At 72.2% G+C, this 16,183-nt stretch carries 13 protein-coding genes and 1 pseudogene; 5 read left to right on the forward strand and 9 right to left on the reverse strand.

Annotated elements, in window-relative coordinates:
- Window positions 1–9 precede the first annotated feature (9 nt).
- The 3 genes from ACZ4N4_RS20005 to ACZ4N4_RS20015 are packed head-to-tail and all read right to left on the reverse strand — an operon-like array spanning window position 10 to window position 3,571.
- Entirely contained in the window at window positions 10–1,071 is a 1,062-nt protein-coding gene (locus ACZ4N4_RS20005; RefSeq protein WP_467590415.1) for an iron-containing alcohol dehydrogenase family protein, read from the reverse strand.
- Window positions 1,059–1,811 (reverse strand): phosphocholine cytidylyltransferase family protein, encoded by a 753-nt coding sequence (locus ACZ4N4_RS20010; RefSeq protein WP_467590418.1) that lies wholly within the window; start codon window positions 1,809–1,811, stop codon window positions 1,059–1,061. The genes ACZ4N4_RS20005 and ACZ4N4_RS20010 overlap by 13 nt, the downstream gene beginning before the upstream one ends.
- Window positions 1,808–3,571 carry a DUF5941 domain-containing protein gene (locus ACZ4N4_RS20015; RefSeq protein WP_467590421.1) on the reverse strand — a complete coding sequence of 588 codons (1,764 nt, stop codon included), beginning with the start codon at window positions 3,569–3,571 and terminating at the stop codon, window positions 1,808–1,810. The genes ACZ4N4_RS20010 and ACZ4N4_RS20015 overlap by 4 nt, the downstream gene beginning before the upstream one ends.
- Window positions 3,572–4,006: 435 nt before the next feature.
- Between ACZ4N4_RS20015 and ACZ4N4_RS20020 the strand changes: the two genes are divergently transcribed.
- Together ACZ4N4_RS20020 and idi are read left to right on the forward strand one after the other, a co-directional pair.
- The gene (locus tag ACZ4N4_RS20020) at window positions 4,007–4,948 is read left to right on the forward strand and encodes a cation diffusion facilitator family transporter (protein WP_453567767.1); all 942 of its coding nucleotides are present in this window, start codon (window positions 4,007–4,009) and stop codon (window positions 4,946–4,948) included.
- 220 nt (window positions 4,949–5,168) lie between these two features.
- The gene (gene idi / locus ACZ4N4_RS20025; RefSeq protein ID WP_453567766.1) at window positions 5,169–5,762 is read left to right on the forward strand and encodes an isopentenyl-diphosphate Delta-isomerase; all 594 of its coding nucleotides are present in this window, start codon (window positions 5,169–5,171) and stop codon (window positions 5,760–5,762) included.
- A gap of 6 nt (window positions 5,763–5,768) precedes the next feature.
- Here idi and ACZ4N4_RS20030 read toward each other — a convergent pair whose 3' ends face one another.
- On the reverse strand, window positions 5,769–6,263 hold the full coding sequence (locus tag ACZ4N4_RS20030; RefSeq protein WP_453568112.1) for an ATP-binding protein: 495 nt from the start codon (window positions 6,261–6,263) through the stop codon (window positions 5,769–5,771).
- A 252-nt stretch (window positions 6,264–6,515) separates the two neighbouring features.
- On the opposite strand from ACZ4N4_RS20030, the gene ACZ4N4_RS20035 reads away from it, so the two are divergent.
- Complete coding sequence (locus ACZ4N4_RS20035) at window positions 6,516–7,271, forward strand: enoyl-CoA hydratase/isomerase family protein (RefSeq protein WP_467590425.1); 756 nt, start codon at window positions 6,516–6,518, stop codon at window positions 7,269–7,271.
- Here the strand turns inward: ACZ4N4_RS20035 and ACZ4N4_RS20040 are convergent.
- Window positions 7,243–7,380: pseudogene (locus tag ACZ4N4_RS20040) on the reverse strand (DJ-1/PfpI family protein); the annotation flags it as partial. The gene ACZ4N4_RS20035 and the pseudogene ACZ4N4_RS20040 overlap by 29 nt on opposite strands.
- Before the next feature lie 67 nt (window positions 7,381–7,447).
- On the opposite strand from ACZ4N4_RS20040, the gene ACZ4N4_RS20045 reads away from it, so the two are divergent.
- A complete protein-coding gene (locus tag ACZ4N4_RS20045) occupies window positions 7,448–8,317 on the forward strand; it encodes an SCO6745 family protein (protein ID WP_467590428.1) in 870 nt (289 codons plus the stop codon).
- Window positions 8,318–8,462: 145 nt separating this feature from the next.
- A complete protein-coding gene (locus ACZ4N4_RS20050) occupies window positions 8,463–10,892 on the forward strand; it encodes a Tex family protein (RefSeq protein ID WP_467590431.1) in 2,430 nt (809 codons plus the stop codon).
- Between the two features lie 117 nt (window positions 10,893–11,009).
- Here the strand turns inward: ACZ4N4_RS20050 and ACZ4N4_RS20055 are convergent, their stop codons facing one another.
- From ACZ4N4_RS20055 to ACZ4N4_RS20070, 4 genes are all read right to left on the reverse strand, one after another.
- Window positions 11,010–12,557, reverse strand: a complete 1,548-nt coding sequence (locus tag ACZ4N4_RS20055; RefSeq protein ID WP_467590434.1) for a lysylphosphatidylglycerol synthase transmembrane domain-containing protein — start codon at window positions 12,555–12,557, stop codon at window positions 11,010–11,012.
- A gap of 258 nt (window positions 12,558–12,815) precedes the next feature.
- Window positions 12,816–13,292, reverse strand: coding sequence for a DUF1003 domain-containing protein (locus ACZ4N4_RS20060; RefSeq protein ID WP_453567756.1), 477 nt, complete (start codon window positions 13,290–13,292; stop codon window positions 12,816–12,818).
- Window positions 13,293–13,444: 152 nt separating this feature from the next.
- Window positions 13,445–15,085 carry an ABC-F family ATP-binding cassette domain-containing protein gene (locus ACZ4N4_RS20065; RefSeq protein WP_467590436.1) on the reverse strand — a complete coding sequence of 547 codons (1,641 nt, stop codon included), beginning with the start codon at window positions 15,083–15,085 and terminating at the stop codon, window positions 13,445–13,447.
- Between the two features lie 57 nt (window positions 15,086–15,142).
- A complete protein-coding gene (locus ACZ4N4_RS20070) occupies window positions 15,143–16,162 on the reverse strand; it encodes an oxidoreductase (RefSeq protein WP_467590440.1) in 1,020 nt (339 codons plus the stop codon).
- Window positions 16,163–16,183: the final 21 nt, after the last annotated feature.

A 16,183-nucleotide genomic window follows, 5' to 3' on the forward strand; every position in this document is an offset into this window, starting at 1 on the left:
GGACGGAGTTCAGCTACCGATGGCCTTGACATAGTCGACGTAGAAGTCCTTGATCTGGTGGGTCTTGAGGTCGAGGTGTTCGAGGATGGTGTAGCGGCCGGGCCGGGTCTCCGGGGCGAACTCGACGACCCGGACGAACTCGTCCACGGTGAAGCCGATCTCCTCCGGCAGCACCGGCAGTCCGTGCCGGCGCAGCACACCGGCCATGTACACGGACTCCTCGTGGGCTCCGCGCAGGTACATCGCGAAGGCCGCACCGAGCCCGCACTGCTCGCCATGGCTGGCGGCACGCCTCGGGAACAGCAGGTCGAAGGCGTGGTTGATCTCGTGGCAGGCGCCGGAGGACGGGCGGGAGTCGCCCGACACCGACATGGCGATGCCGCTGAGCACCAGCGCCTCGGCGAGGACCTGGAGGAAGTCGTTCTCGCCGATGCCGCCGGGGTGGCGCAGCACCGCCTGGCCGGACTGGCGGGCCATGGCGGCCGCCAGACCGTCGATCTTCTCGCCGTTGACGCGGTGGGACAGCTCCCAGTCCGCGATCGCCGAGATGTTGGAGACGGCGTCCCCGATGCCGGAGCGCACGAAGCGTGCCGGGGCCTCGCGGATGACATCGAGGTCGATGACGACCGCGATCGGGTTCGGCACGCCGTAGGAGCCGCGGCCCGCGTCGTTGTCGAGGGTCGCGACCGGTGAGCAGAGACCGTCGTGCGCGAGGTTCGTCGGCACGGCGACCAGCGGCAGGCCCACCCGGGCCGCCGCGAACTTCGCACAGTCGATGATCTTCCCGCCGCCTAGTCCGACGACCGCGTCGTAGCGGCCGGCCTTGATCTCGCCGGCCAGCCGGATCGCGTCGTCGAGGGTGCCGCCGCCGACCTCGTACCAGGTGGCTCCGGGCAGGCTCGGCGAGACGCGCTCGCGCAGCTTGGTGCCGGAGCCGCCGCTGACGGCGATGGCGAGCCGGCCGGAGTGCGAGATGCGCTCGTCGGCGAGCACGCCGGCCAGGTCGTCGAGGGCACCCGGGCGGATGTCGACGACGACCGGTGAGGGAATCAGCCTGGTCAGTACTGGCACGCGATCTCCCGTCCCTTGGCGAGATCGTCGTGGTTGTCGATCTCGACCCACCGGACGTCGCCGATGGGCGCCACGTCGATACGGAAGCCGCGGTTGACCAGCTCCTGGTAGCCGTGCTCGTAGAACTGCTGCGGGTCGCTCTCCCAGACCGTCTTCAGCGCGTCGGCGAGCTCGGGGGCCGCGTCGCCCTCGATGAGGGTGACGCCGATGTACTCGCCGCTGGCCTCGGCGGGGTCCATCAGCTTGGTGATCTTCGTCATGCCGTGGCCGGCGTCGACGACGACCTTCATCTCCTCGTCCGCGAGGGACTTCACGGTGTCCAGGGCGAGGATGATCCGCTTGCCGTCGCCGCGGGCGGCGAGCAGCGTCTTCTCGACGGAGACCGGGTGCACGGTGTCGCCGTTGGCGAGGATCACGCCGTCCTTGAGGGCGTCACGGCCGCACCACAGGGAGTAGGCGTTGTTCCACTCCTCGGCCTTGTCGTTGTCGATGAGGGTGAGCTTGAGGCCGTACTTCGCCTCCAGGGCCGCCTGGCGCTCGTACACGGCCTCCTTGCGGTAGCCGACGATGATCGCGACCTCGGTCAGGCCGATCTCGGCGAAGTTGCCGAGGGTCAGGTCGAGCACCGTGATCGAGTCCTCTATCCCGGCAGGCCCCACCGGCACCAGCGCCTTGGGCAGGCTGTCGGTGTAGGGGCGAAGACGCCGTCCGGCGCCGGCCGCCAGCACGAGGCCGATCATGCGGGTTCTCCTTCATCGTGTACGGCGGGCGCCCCTGCGGACGCCCAGAAGCGGATGCTCTCGACGAGCACCAGCCCGGCCACGGCCACGGCCAGGACCGTGAGCGCGACCTTGAACTGCGTGGCGGTGAGCACCGCGGCCACGACGGTGACCAGCAGTGTGCGCCCCTCCTGTCCCCCGATGGCGCGGACCAGCCAGGCCGGCGGCGCCCCGGCGTTGCCGCGGATGCGGTACACCGTGTCGTAGTGATGGTAGGCGACGGCGGCCACCAGGCCGAAAGCCGCGGGAAGGGTTCCGTTCACCCCGGATTTGCCTGCGAGGACGAGAACGGTGCCGTACTCGGCGGCCCGGAACAGGGGCGGGACCAGCCAGTCGAGGGCGCCCTTGAGCGGGCGGGCGAGGGCCTGGCCGGAGGCCAGCGCGTAGACGACGGCGCCGGCGACCGGCGCCCAGGTCACGCCTGAGAAGAGGGACACGGTGAGAACCGCCACTCCGGCGAGTGCCACCAGGAGCGGGGAGCCGAGCGGGGCGGGCAGCGCGCGGGACACGAATCCGGCGAGCGGGCCGTTGTCGGCCAGGTCGGCCAGCGCCTTCGCCGCCCGGTCGGTCCTCGTGGCCTTGCGGGTCAGCGAGCGCAGCACCCGCCCAGCCGTGGTGTACGTCGCCGCGAGGGCGCAGCCGACCAGCAGCACGTAGAAGGTGATCCGCGGGGTCGTCGCCGCGGTCAGGACGGCTATCAGGGCCCATCGTTCGCCGATGGGCAGGACTATCATCCGGCGCACCCAGACCGTCCAGCCGACGCTGTCGAGCCGGTCGGAGAGGGCCGCGGTGGGGCTGGTGTTGGCGGTGGCGTCGTGGTTCGCCTCGTTGAAGGAGAAGTCGACCACGTGCCGGCAGGTCTGCAGGATCATCGCGCCGAGGGCGAGGGCCCATACGTCGTCGCCGCCCCGGGCCGCGCCGAGCGCGAGGCCGGCGTAGTAGGCGTACTCCTTGGCCCGGTCGAAGGTGGCGTCCAGCCAGGCGCCGAGTGTGGAGTACTGCAGGGAGTAGCGGGCGAGCTGGCCGTCGGTGCAGTCCAGGACGAAGGAAGCGATCAGCAGCACACCCGCCGCGACGAACCCGGCGCGGGTGCCGGTGGCCGCGCAGCCCGCCGCGATCAGGGCGGTGAGCAGCGAGGCGGTGGTGACCTGGTTGGGGGTCAGTCCGCGCCGGGCGCACCAGCGGGCGAGGTAACGGGAGTACGGGCTGATGAAGAAGGTGGTGAAGAAGCCGTCACGGGACTTCACGGCCGACTTCAGGCGTACGGCCTCGTCGTCGACGGCGGCCACGGCCTGCCGTGCCTCGTTGCGGGCCTGCGGGTCGGCGGGGACGGCGGCGACCAGGCTGCCCAGCTCGGGGCGGTGCACGTCGGCGTCCAGGGCGGTCACGAGGCCGTCGACGGCCAGGTCGGTGCCGCCGGCGGCGGCCTCCCGGGCCAGCGCCCCGCTCAGCGCCTGACGGCCGGCCGGCTGGGCGGTGACGGCGCCGGGGATCGCGGCGAGCGGGAAGCGCGGGTCGGTGAGGCCGAGGCGCAGGGCGTGCAGATGGCCGACGAAACGGGCGTCGACGACGGCGACCCGCCGGTCGGCGGGCACGGCCGCGAGGAGGGCCGCGGTGTCGGCGCTGTCCGAGGCCGTGCGCACCTCGAAGCCGAGCGCCCGCAGATCGCTTTCCAACGACGATCCGGGGACCGGCTGGCCGGTGACGATGGCGGTCGGCAACCGAACTCACTCCCTGGGTGCCGGCGCGCGGGCGCCGGTCTACTGCGTGGTGGGGCGCGATGTGCCTGGTGGCCCCCGGGCGGCATTCGGCAGAGGCTATCCGATGGTGAGGACTGCTTGTTCACCGGCCGTTCACGGCGCGGACGACCCACTCTGCCCCGGCCTTTGCCGAGATCATCATCCGTGATCCGGGCCCCGGCCCACAAACCGCGCCGACAGAACGGGCATTGAGGACATGGCCTCCTGCGGCACGGGCGGGCGCCGACCGGCCACCCGGGATGGCCGCCCGCTCACGACGGGTAACTGAGGGTGCCCTGACCTGGGATTCGTTTCCGCAGGTCAGGGCACATGACAACGGTGTTCACTGCCGCGTTGCCCGATACCTCCCGCGCGTAGTTCACTGTGATCCCGGGCGGAACAGAGGAGGCGTATCTCATGGGGGCAGGGCACGACCACGGCCACACCCACACCCACGCGCCGGCCACCGGCACGGCCGCGGCGGCCTTTCGCGGGCGGCTTCGGGTGGCGCTCGCCATCACCCTCGGGGTCATGGTGGTCGAGATCGCCGGCGGTCTGCTGGCCGACTCGCTCGCGCTGATCGCGGACGCCGCCCACATGGCGACCGACGCGCTGGGCCTCGGCATGGCGCTGCTGGCGATCCACTTCGCCAACCGTCCGGCGAGCACCAACCGCACCTTCGGCTACGCCCGCGCCGAGATCCTGGCGGCCCTGGCCAACTGTCTGCTGCTGCTCGGTGTCGGCGGCTATGTGCTGTACGAGGCGGTCCAGCGGTTCGTGACGCCCGCGGACACGCACGGCGGCCAGATGATCGTGTTCGGGCTGATCGGCCTGGTCGCCAACATGATCTCGCTCACGCTCCTGGTGCGGGGCCAGCAGGAGAGCCTGAACGTACGCGGTGCCTTCCTGGAGGTGGCGGCCGACGCGCTGGGCTCGCTGGCGGTGCTGATCTCGGCGGTGGTGATCCTCACCACCGGCTGGCAGGCCGCCGACCCGGTCGCCTCGCTGGTCATCGGCCTGATGATCGTGCCGAGGACGGTGAAGCTGCTGCGCGAGACCCTGGACGTCCTGCTGGAGGCGGCGCCCAAGGACGTGGACATGGCGGAGGTGCGGTCGCACATCCTGGCGCTGGACGGCGTACTGGACGTCCACGATCTGCACGCCTGGACGATCACCTCGGGACTGCCGGTGCTGTCGGCGCACGTGGTGGTCCGCTCGGAGGTGCTGAACGCCATCGGCCACGAGAAGATGCTGCACGAACTGCAGGGCTGTCTCGGCCACCACTTCGACGTGGAGCACTGCACCTTCCAGCTGGAGCCGGGCGGCCACGCGGAGCACGAGGCCCGGCTCTGCCACTGACCGCGCCGCGGTCCGCCAGGCCGCCCGGCCGGCCACCGGAACCCGTCGGTCCGGGCTCCCCCGCCGTCCTTGTGTTCGACACCCCCGGACGGTTCCCCTTCGCACCCGTAGGGCACGATCAACTACCGGGTCCCTCTTCCGGCGTGCCCGTGCCGGGAAGTGCCGGGAGTGTCGGATTCGTACGGCAGACTTGGTGCGAAGACCGAGGCGAAGGATGGGTATGCCGATCACACCTGCCACCGCGACGCACAGCACGTCGGACGGCACAACGGACGCGATCTTGCTTGAACTCGTCGACGAGAAGGGTGTGACCATCGGGACCGCGGAGAAGCTGGCCGCGCATCAGCCACCCGGGCAGCTGCACCGGGCGTTCTCCGTCTTCCTCTTCGACGAACAGGGCAGACTCCTGCTCCAGCAGCGTGCGCTGGGCAAGTACCACTCCCCCGGCGTGTGGTCCAACACCTGCTGCGGCCACCCCTACCCCGGCGAGGCCCCCTTCACGGCGGCGGCCCGCCGCACCTTCGAGGAGCTGGGGGTGTCCCCCTCCCTGCTCGGCGAGGCGGGCACGGTCCGCTACAACCACCCGGACCCGGCCTCGGGACTGGTCGAGCAGGAGTTCAACCACCTGTTCGTCGGCATGGTGCAGGCGCCGCTCGCGCCGGACCCGGAGGAGGTCGGGGAGACCGCCTTCGTGACGGCCGCCGAGCTGACCGAGCGGCACGCCGGGGACCCCTTCTCCTCGTGGTTCATGACCGTGCTGGACGCGGCGCGTCCGGCGATCAGGGAGCTGACGGGCCCGTCCGCGGGTTGGTGAGAGGCCTCACGGCAGCGCCGCGGGTTTGAGCGGCAGGGCGGCCCAGATCACCTTGCCGCCGCTCGACGTGTGCTCCACGTCCACGACTCCGCCCGCCTCCCTGGCCACCTCCCGCACCAGCAGCAGCCCCCGGCCACCGGTCTGGGCGTGGTCGGCCTCCAGCGCGGTCGGGCGGTAGGGGTGGTTGTCCTCCACCGACACCCGCACCCATTCGGCACCGACGGCGACCTCGACGGCGAGCACCGGCGACAGCAGTGCCGCGTGCTTGACCGCGTTGGTGACCAGTTCGGAGACGATCAGCAACAGCCCGTGGACCAGGTCCTCCGAGACCGGGACACCCTGGCGCTGGAGCAGATCCCGTACGGCGCGCCGCGCCTGCGGGACCGAGGCGTCCACGGCGGCGGCGGTGAACCGCCAGACTCCTTCGTACGGCAGCGGATCCGGTGGCGGAGGACCGCCTCCCTCTGGACGCGGGTCGTGCCCACGCCCGTGGTTCTCCATGGTCCGGTCGCCACCCTCGCGCTCGATTGTCACCACACGACGAGTGTTGGTAACGACCCCCTCCGCTCCGGATGTCTGAACACAAGTCAGCAACTATCGAACGGTTCTGACCGTCGTCGTACGACAAGGTCGGTTGAGGGACTGCTCCTGTTCCACGAAAGCCGACTTCGCGCACTATTACGGTTGTACTGCAACCCCCGGGGCGGGGCCGCGTCGACCTGCGGCTCCGTCACGCCGATACCATCCCGCACCATGGAGCCCCACCTCTCCCACCAGGTCACCGACGCCGTGGCCACGGTGGTCATCCACAATCCGGTCAAACGCAACGCGATGACCGCGGCGATGTGGCGAGCCCTGCCGCCCCTCCTGGACGAGCTGTCGGCCGACCCCGGCGTCCGGGCCCTCGTGCTGACCGGTGCGGGCGGAACCTTCTGCGCGGGCGCCGACATCTCCACCCTCCAGGGCTCCCCGGCCGCGGCGCAGTCCCTCGCCGTCGCCGCCGAGGAGGCGCTCGCCGCCTTCCCCAAGCCGACCCTCGCCGCGGTCCGCGGCCACTGCGTCGGCGGCGGCTCACAGCTCGCCGCCGCCTGCGATCTGCGGTTCGCCGAGGAGGGCGCGTCGTTCGGCGTGACCCCGGCCAGGCTCGGGATCGTCTACCCGGCCTCCTCCACCCGTCGCCTGGTGTCCCTGGTCGGCCCCGCCGCCACCAAGTACCTGCTGTACTCCGGCGAGTTGATCGACACGGACCGGGCGCTGCGCACCGGCCTGGTCGACGAGGTGCTGCCCGAGGGCGCCCTGGCCAAGCGGGTGGCCGAGTTCACCCGGATCCTGGTGACGCGCTCCCAGCTGACGCAGGCGGCTGCGAAGGAGTTCGCGAACGGCCGTACCGACCGCGACGACCACTGGACGGAGCAGGCTCGCGGCAGCGGCGACACCGCGGAGGGCGTCGCCGCGTTCCTGGAGCGCCGTCAGCCACGCTTCACGTGGGCCGTTCCCGGCCGAGGATGAACCGGTTCGACGAGCGGAGCAGTTCGACGGCCTCGGCGGGTGCCTTTTGCGGGGAGCCCGCCTCGTAGGGCGGCTGCGGGTCGTACTCGATTTCGAGCTGCACGGCCTGCACGAACCTCGCCGTCGGGCGGGCAGGGCACTGGAGTCCGTACCGACCAGTCGGTAACGTGCTCGCCATGACCACTCCCGTCCTGGAGCCGCGCGCCGGCCGCCGCTGCCACACCCTGCTGAACTCCCTGCACGCGACCCACTTCTTCAGCCCCGAGCTGGCCGAGGAACTGGCCGCGCTCGGCGTGACCCACCCGCGGGCCGTCAACTTCGCGGTGCGGGCCGCCGCTTTGGGGCCGGTCGGACCCGGCACGGTGACGGCCACGTTCTACAACTACAAGTACGAACTGGTGGCCCGGCATGTCCCGGCCGTCTGGGAGACCGCGTCGCCCGGCGACGTCCTCGCCGCACGCGCGCGTGCCGTCGACGCCTCGATGCGGCGGCTGCTCGGCGCCGACGCGGTCGCCTCCGCCGGGATGGCCGAGGCCGCGCGGCTCGCGCTGCGCGCCACCGAGGCGTGCTCCCGCTCCGGCCGCCCGCTGTATGCGGCGCACGCGGATCTGCCGGTGCCCGAGGAACCCCACCTCGCCTACTGGTACGCGGCCACGCTGCTGCGCGAACACCGGGGTGACGGTCACCTCGCGGTGCTGCTCGCGGCCGGTCTGGACGGGCTGGAGGCGGTGGTGACCCACACCGCGACCGGCAAGGGCATGCACCCGAAGTGGGTGCTCGCCACACGTGGCTGGAACCAGGACGACTGGGACGCGGCGGTACGGCGGCTGCGGGAGCGCGGGCTGCTCGACACGGCGGGCGAGCTGACCGAGGCGGGAGTGGCTCTGCGGGCGGAGATCGAGACGGAGACGGACCGGCTGGACCGGGCGCCGTACGAGCATCTGGGGGCCGACGGTGTGGCCCGGCTGACCGAGCTGGCCAAGGGGTTCGCGGGGGCTGCTCTGGCCGCGGGCGCCTTTCCGGCGGATCTCGTCGGCAAGGGATGAGCCGAACTCCCTGCGGTGGATTCACGACACACGTCGGGCACCGGAAGTGCGACTTCGTGTCGCGGAACGGTGCCCTGCGGCCCGGTTGTCGGTGTCACCTGCCACAATTGCCGCGCAACCTCAGTGGAGAAGGCGGTACGGGATCGTGACGACACCCGGGTCCCTGGTTCCAGGGTCCATCGAAGGCAGGATCGCCGAGGAGCTCGGCGTACGGGAGCGGCAGGTCAAGGCTGCCGTGGAGCTGCTCGACGGCGGTTCGACGGTGCCCTTCATCGCCCGCTACCGCAAGGAAGCGACCGAGATGCTCGACGACGCGCAGCTACGCACGCTCGAGGAGCGGCTGCGCTACCTGCGGGAGCTGGAGGAGCGCCGGACGGCGATCCTCGAGTCGGTGCGCGAGCAGGGCAAGCTCACCGAGGAGCTGGAGGCGCAGATCCGGAGCGCCGAGACCAAGGCGCGGCTGGAGGACATCTACCTGCCGTACAAGCCGAAGCGGCGGACCAAGGCGCAGATCGCGCGGGAGGCCGGGCTGGAGCCGCTGGCCGAGGGGCTGCTCGGCGACCCGACGGTGGAACCGCTGTCGGCGGCCGCCGCGTTCGTGGACGCCGACAAGGGCGTCGCCGATCCGCAGGCGGCCCTGGAGGGCGCCCGCGCGATCCTCACCGAGCGGTTCTCGGAGGACGCCGACCTCATCGGTGAGCTGCGCGAGCGCATGTGGGTGCGCGGTCGGCTGTCCGCGAAGGTGCGGGACGGCAAGGAGGAGGCGGGCGCGAAGTTCGCCGACTACTTCGACTTCGCCGAGCCCTTCACCGAGCTGCCCTCGCACCGCATCCTGGCGATGCTGCGCGGTGAGAAGGAGGAGGTCCTCGACCTCGTCCTGGAACCGGAGGAGCCGACCGAGGGGCCGTCGTCGTACGAGGGCATCGTCGCCCACCGGTTCGGGATCGCCGACCGGGGGCGGCCGGCCGACAAGTGGCTGACCGACACGGTCCGCTGGGCCTGGCGCACCCGCCTCCTCGTCCACCTCGGCATCGATCTGCGGCTGCGGCTGCGCACGGCCGCCGAGGACGAGGCGGTCGACGTCTTCGCGGCGAACCTGCGCGACCTGCTGCTCGCCGCCCCGGCCGGCACCCGGGCGACCCTGGGCCTCGACCCCGGTTTCCGTACCGGTGTGAAGGTCGCCGTCGTCGACGCGACCGGCAAGGTCGTGGCCACCGACGTCATCTACCCGCACGTCCCGGCCAACAAGTGGGACGAGGCGATCGCCAAGCTCGCCCGTCTCGCCACCGAGCACACGGTCGAGCTGATCGCCATCGGCAACGGCACGGCCTCCCGCGAGACCGACAAGCTCGCCGGTGAGCTCATCACCAAGCACCCGGAGTTGAAGCTCACCAAGGTGATGGTGTCGGAGGCGGGCGCGTCCGTGTACTCGGCGTCCGCGTTCGCCTCCCAGGAGCTGCCCGACATGGACGTGTCGCTGCGCGGCGCCGTCTCCATCGCCCGCCGGCTCCAGGACCCGCTCGCCGAGCTGGTGAAGATCGACCCGAAGTCGATCGGCGTCGGCCAGTACCAGCACGACCTGTCCGAGGTGAAGCTCTCGCGCTCGCTGGACGCGGTGGTCGAGGACTGTGTGAACGGCGTGGGCGTCGACGTGAACACGGCGTCGGCCCCGCTGCTGTCCCGGGTCTCCGGCATCACCTCCGGGCTCGCCGAGAACATCGTGGCCCACCGGGACACCAACGGCCCGTTCACCTCCCGCGGCCAGCTGAAGAACGTGGCACGGCTCGGCCCGAAGGCGTACGAGCAGTGCGCGGGCTTCCTGCGCATCCGCGGCGGCGAGGACCCGCTGGACGCGTCGAGCGTCCACCCCGAGGCGTACCCCGTGGTCCGGCGCATGGTGAAGGAGTCGCACCAGGAGGTGGCCGCGCTCATCGGCAACACGGGCGTGCTGCGCTCGCTGCGGCCGGGCGACTTCGTGGACGAGAAGTTCGGTCTGCCGACCGTCACCGACATCCTCAAGGAACTGGAGAAGCCGGGGCGCGACCCGCGTCCCGCCTTCAAGACGGCCACGTTCAAGGAGGGCGTCGAGAAGATCTCCGACCTGTCCTCCGGAATGGTCCTGGAGGGGGTCGTCACGAACGTGGCGGCGTTCGGCGCGTTCATCGACGTCGGCGTCCACCAGGACGGTCTGGCGCATGTCTCCGCGCTGTCGAAGACCTTCGTCAAGGATCCGCGGGACGTGGTGAAGCCGGGCGACATCGTCAAGGTGAAGGTCCTCGACGTGGACGTCCCGCGCAAGCGGATCTCCCTGACGCTGCGGCTGGACGACGAGGCGGCGCCGCAGGGCGGCGGCGGCCGGCAGGGCGAGGGCGGCGAACGGCGCCAGCGCGGCGGGCGTCCGCCCCAGCAGCGGCAGCAGGGCGGCGGACGCGGCGGCCAGGGCCAGGGCGGCGGGCGCGGTGGCCAGGGGCAGGGCGGCGGTGTGCGGCAGGCCCCGGCGCCCGCCAACAGTGCGATGGCTGACGCGTTGCGCCGGGCGGGTCTGCTGGACGGTGGAAAGAAGGGGAAGCGCTGACCGTCCCTTCCGGGGGTCGTGGGGAGCTGCGGGTCCGTTGTGGCTGGTCGCGCCCGCGCGGCGGTAGCCGCATGTCGAACACGGACCCGCGCCCCAGGGGCGCGGGTCCTTTTCCCGTCACACGTAGCCGCGCCGCTGGACGAAGCCGAGGGCCAGGGCGCCCAGTGGGACGTTGAGCCAGAACGTGAGCAGCCGGTAGACCAGGACCGCCGAGGTGGCCGGGCCGGCCGGCACGCCGAGCGCGGTCAGGCCGGCGATGAGGCCGGCCTCGAGCGCGCCGAGCCCGCCGGGGACCGGGGCCGCGTTGGCGAGCAGGCGGGCCGCCATGTAGGCGGCGCCGAGCTGGACGAAGGGGAGGTCACCGCCGAGCGCGTGCAGGCTGAGGGCGAGTCCGACGACCTGGACGAGGGGCAGGCCGAGCATGCCGACGACGCCGAGGGCGAGTTTCGCGGGGTCGGCGGCGATCCCGGTCAGGGTCGACCCGGCCGCACGCAGGAACGGCCACACCTTCTCACGCAGGAAGCGGCGGCCCGGCGGGGTGAGGCCGAGCAGACCTCCGGCGGCCAGCACCCCGGCGATCACGGGCAGGGCGTACGACCCGGCGGGCAGGTCCAGGTGCACCCCGCCGTGGCGCTGTCCGGCGGCGGCGAAGAACACGGTGGCCACCACGACGTTGGAGACCGCGCCGGCCAGACTCTGCAACCCGACGGAGGCCGTCGCCGCGCCGGTCTCGATCCCCGTCTTCTGCAGGAAGCGCAGGTTCAGCGCCATGCCGCCGACATTGCCGGGGGTGATCCGGTTGAGGAAGGAGCTGGCGAACTGCACCTGGTACGTGGCCCGGAACGGCAGTCGCCCCGGGATGGTGCCCAGTTGCAGACAGGTCGAGAAGGCCTGGGAGACGAAGGTGACGGGAACGACCGCGAGCAGCCACCACCAGTTCGCGTCGCCCAGCGCGCGGAGCGCGGCCGGGGCGTTGGCGAGCTGCGGCAGCACGAGATGGAGCACCAGGAACGCGCCGGCCAGGCCCAGGACGTTCTGCCAGGTGAACCGGGCGAGCCGGGCCGGCTTGGCGGCCGGGGCGTCGCATGCCGTGCGCACCTCGGCGGCGAGGTCGTGCATCAGGTTCGGCCGGCCGCCGGGGCGCAGGTTCCGGCGCCGGCTGCCCGCGGCGGCCTCCCGGGCGCGCGCCTGGTCGTAGCGGGCCACCTCGCGGCGCGCGGGACCGATCAGGGCGAGTGGTTGCAGATACGGCAGCGCGCTCGCCAGCCGTTGCGGACCGAGGCCGGCCAGGGCGCACGCCGTGGCGCGGACCGGTCCGACGCGGACGGCGGTGGTGGCGAGCAGTTCCGCGAGATCGCCGCCCAGTGTCCCGGGCGACGCGTTCAGCTGCGCCCGGGCGAACGCGGTGAGCCGGGGCCTGCCGTCCGGTTCGACGAGGATGTGCTCGGGGCGCAACGCCCGGTGTGCCAGCCGGTGTTCCTGGATGCGGGCCACGGCTGCCCACACCTCGCCGAGCAGCGTGTCGGTGAGTTCCTCGGCGGGGAGCGCGGACAGCGGGCGGGCGTCCCGCCCGACCGTCACCACGACCGCCCCGCCGCCGGTCACCGGGTAGGCGATGACCGGTTCGGCGACCCGGGCGCCGGTGCGGGCGGCGAAGACCAGCATGAGCAGTTCGTGTTCGGCGGCGCCGAGCGGCGTCTGCTCGCCGGGATCGGCCGGGTGCCGCAGCAGGGTGCGTCGGGCGAGCCGGTGGAACAGGTCGCGGCCCCGGTCCTCGGCGGCGAGGGCGCGTACGGTCAGCCGCGCGCCCTCGACGGTCTCCGCGCCGTAGAGGAGGCCCTCACCGGGGAGTTGACGGTCCGCCGGAAGTTCGTGGAGGGCTGCCAGGGGGATCCCTGTACGCGGCCGCAGTCATCTGACCGATCAGGTCGCCTCGGGCGGCCCGGCGGTGCCGTTCATCCGGGCACGGTTCTCCGCGAGCAGTTCCTGGACGCGCCGTTCGACCTCCGCGGGGTCGACGCCGAGCGCGCGGCCCATGTGGATGGACCACACCTCCGAGCGGACGTTGGTCTCGAAGTCCAGGTCGGCGCGGACGTTCTCGCGGGCGGCCTGGCGGTTCTGGCTCACCATCACGAAGGTGGAGAGGAAGATCGCCTCCAGGCTGACGATCATGGTGAGCAGTCCGAAGGGGAACGGGTCCCAGATCGCGTCGTCGCCGAACACGCCCTCGTTGCACACGATCCAGACCGCGAACCAGAGCGCGTGCAGATAGACGAACGTCATGGTTCCGGCGAAGGCGGTGATGGCGTCCGCGATCCGGTCCTGGGTCCCGCGCATCCGTGCGACGACGTCCTGTTCGTGCACGATGCGGAGGGGCGGCCGTTTCGGCGATGTGGTCATGGGCTCTCCCTGCCTGGTGATCCACGTCGGATCGCAGCGTACGGGGAGGGGGCCGGGGGCGCGGTAGGGGGTGCCGGGTTCGGTCGGGCGGCGGGTGCGGGTGAGTGGGGGCTGGTCGCGCAGTTCCCCGCACCCCTTTGGAGCGCGGTCAGCTAGCGTTCCGTCACCTTGCCCGCCGAGACCTCCAGGCGGCGGGTCACGTGGACCGCGTCCAGCATGCGGCGGTCGTGGGTGACCAGGAGGAGGGTGCCCTCGTAGGTGTCGAGGGCCGACTCCAGTTGTTCGATGGCGGGCAGGTCGAGGTGGTTGGTCGGCTCGTCCAGGACGAGGAGGTTGACGCCCCGGCCCTGGAGCAGCGCCAGCGCCGCACGGGTCCGTTCCCCCGGCGACAAGGTGGCCGCGGAGCGCAGGACATGGTGCTGTTTGAGGCCGAACTTGGCCAGCAGGGTGCGGACTTCGACCGGCTCGGTGTCCGGGACGGCCGCGCAGAAGGCCTCCAGCAGGGCCTCGCTGCCGTGAAAGAGCTTGCGTGCCTGGTCGACCTCGCCGACCACGACTCCGGAGCCGAGCGCGGCGTGTCCCGCGTCCAGCGGCACCCGGCCCAGCAGGGCGCCGAGCAGCGTCGACTTGCCGGCCCCGTTCGCACCGGTCACCGCGACCCGGTCGGCCCAGTCGATCTGCAGGGACACCGGTCCGAACGTGAAGTCCCCGCGCCGTACTTCCGCGTCCCGCAGGGTGGCCACCACGGCACCGGAGCGCGGTGCGGCCGCGATCTCCATGCGCAGCTCCCACTCCTTGCGCGGCTCCTCGACCACATCCAGGCGTTCGATCATGCGCTGGGTCTGGCGGGCCTTGGCGGCCTGCTTCTCGCTGGCCTCGCTGCGGAACTTGCGGCCGATCTTGTCGTTGTCGTTGGACGCCTTGCGCCGGGCGTTCTTGACGCCCTTGTCCATCCAGGAGCGCTGCATCTGCGCACGGTCCTGGAGCGCGGCCTTCTTGTCGGCGTACTCGTCGTAGTCGTCGCGGGCGTGCCGGCGGGCCACCTCGCGTTCCTCCAGGTAGGCGTCGTAGCCGCCGCCGAAGAGGTTGATCCGCCCCTGGGCGAGATCGAGTTCGAGGACCTTGGTGACCGTGCGGGTCAGGAACTCGCGGTCGTGGCTGACGACGACCGTGCCGGCCCGCAGGCCGGTCACGAAGCGTTCGAGCCGTTCCAGGCCGTCCAGGTCGAGGTCGTTGGTCGGCTCGTCGAGCAGGAAGACGTCGTACCGGGAGAGGAGCAGGGAGGCGAGACCCGCGCGGGCCGCCTGGCCGCCGGAGAGGGAGGTCATCGGCTGATCGAGATCGACGGCCAGGCCCAGGGAGTCGGCGACCTCCTCGGCCCGCTCGTCCAGGTCCGCGCCGCCGAGGCCGAGCCAGCGCTCCAGGGAGGTGGCGTACGCGTCGTCGGCCCCCGGTGCCCCGTCGACCAGGGCCTGGGTGGCCTCGTCCATCACCCGCTGTGCCTCGGCGACGCCGGTACGGCGGGCGAGGAACGCGCGCACGGTCTCCCCCGGCCGGCGCTCCGGCTCCTGGGGCAGGTGACCGACGGCCGCGGTCGGCGGGGAGAGCCGCAGCTCGCCCTGCTCGGGGGTGATGAGCCCGGCGAGCAGCCGGAGCAGGGTGGATTTGCCCGCGCCGTTGGCACCGACCAGACCGATCACGTCCCCGGGCGCGACGACGAGGTCGAGCCTGGAGAAGAGGGAGCGGTCGCCGTGCCCGGCGGCGAGGTTCTTGGCGACGAGGGTGGCAGTCATCAGAAGGCCGATCCTAATGCGCCCGGGAGCACACCTTCAGCCCCGTTTCTCCGCCGGTCAGCGCGCCGCCGCCACCAGGACGCTCCCGGAGGTCCGGGCCACGACATAGGCCCCGTCCTTGGCCGCCTTGCCGTCGAGGGGGATGCGGTGGCTGCCGGGTTCCAGGACGCCGTCGAAGAGATCCTGGGCGCGCAGGCGGGAGAGCCGGTCCAGGCGGTACGCCGTGAGCCGGACCCGGCAGGGCGAGGTGACCTCGATGCCGGCCGTGCCGTCGGCGGCGACCAGGTGGCTCAGTCGGCGCTGTGGAAGCGGGCTGCGGTCGAGGGCGTGCTCGATCTGGGCGACGAGGAGGGGCACGATCGGGGCGAGCCCGTCGACGTAGGCGACCTCCACTCCGGCCCGGTCGAACGCCTTGCGTACGGCGGCCCGCTCGGTCTCGGCGACCGTCGGGCCGAAGGCCACGGCGCCGTAGCCGCGGAGCTCCTCGGCGGGGACGCCCTCGGCGTCGCGGGTGATGTCGGCGCCGATGCCGATGGTGCGCAGGGCGGCGGCCAGCTTGGCGAGGAGGGCCACGCGGGCGCCGATCAGCAGGACCCGGCGGCCCGGCGGGGGGCCGGAGTCCTCGAGGAGGGCGCCGAGGGCCTCCCGGTACTCGGGGCCGGGGAAGCGGAACGGGCCGATGCCGTGGTAGCCGTTGAGCTCCAGGTCGGCGTGTTCGTCGGTCTGCCAGGCGAAGTCCCGCCAGACGTAGTCGTCGCCGTCCCGCTCGATGACCGCGGTGACCGCGCCGCAGGCCAGGTCCTCGCACTCGGGGCAGCCGTAGATGACGTACCGCTCGCCGGGCAGCGGTGCGTCGGACTCCAGTAACAGGCTGCGGACCTGGGCGGTGAAGATCGCGGGCGGGACGTCGGAGGCGAGCGGGGAGACGGCGTCCAGGTCGGAGAGCTGGAACAGCAGCGGGGACCCGTCGACGACGAAGTCCACGAAGTCCCGGTGGACCTGGTAGCCGCCGTCGGCGCGGACACCGCCGGCGCGCATCGCCGGGGCCAGGCCGAAGGTCGCGTATGCGGCAGACATGCTGTGAGTATCCCCAGAGTG

The sequence above is a fragment of the Streptomyces sp. NPDC026538 genome (genome assembly GCF_055567535.1).

Bases quoted from the DNA above. Each gene is read 5' to 3' on its own strand.
- ACZ4N4_RS20070 (WP_467590440.1), bottom strand. From the start codon at position 16,162: ATGTCTGCCGCATACGCGACCTTCGGCCTGGCCCCGGCGATGCGCGCC.
- ACZ4N4_RS20010 (WP_467590418.1), bottom strand. From the start codon at position 1,811: ATGATCGGCCTCGTGCTGGCGGCCGGCGCCGGACGGCGTCTTCGCCCC.
- ACZ4N4_RS20035 (WP_467590425.1), top strand. From the start codon at position 6,516: ATGGAGCCCCACCTCTCCCACCAGGTCACCGACGCCGTGGCCACGGTG.
- ACZ4N4_RS20065 (WP_467590436.1), bottom strand. From the start codon at position 15,085: ATGACTGCCACCCTCGTCGCCAAGAACCTCGCCGCCGGGCACGGCGAC.
- ACZ4N4_RS20030 (WP_453568112.1), bottom strand. From the start codon at position 6,263: ATGGAGAACCACGGGCGTGGGCACGACCCGCGTCCAGAGGGAGGCGGT.
- ACZ4N4_RS20060 (WP_453567756.1), bottom strand. From the start codon at position 13,292: ATGACCACATCGCCGAAACGGCCGCCCCTCCGCATCGTGCACGAACAG.
- idi (WP_453567766.1), top strand. From the start codon at position 5,169: ATGCCGATCACACCTGCCACCGCGACGCACAGCACGTCGGACGGCACA.
- ACZ4N4_RS20020 (WP_453567767.1), top strand. From the start codon at position 4,007: ATGGGGGCAGGGCACGACCACGGCCACACCCACACCCACGCGCCGGCC.
- ACZ4N4_RS20055 (WP_467590434.1), bottom strand. From the start codon at position 12,557: ATGCTGGTCTTCGCCGCCCGCACCGGCGCCCGGGTCGCCGAACCGGTC.
- ACZ4N4_RS20045 (WP_467590428.1), top strand. From the start codon at position 7,448: ATGACCACTCCCGTCCTGGAGCCGCGCGCCGGCCGCCGCTGCCACACC.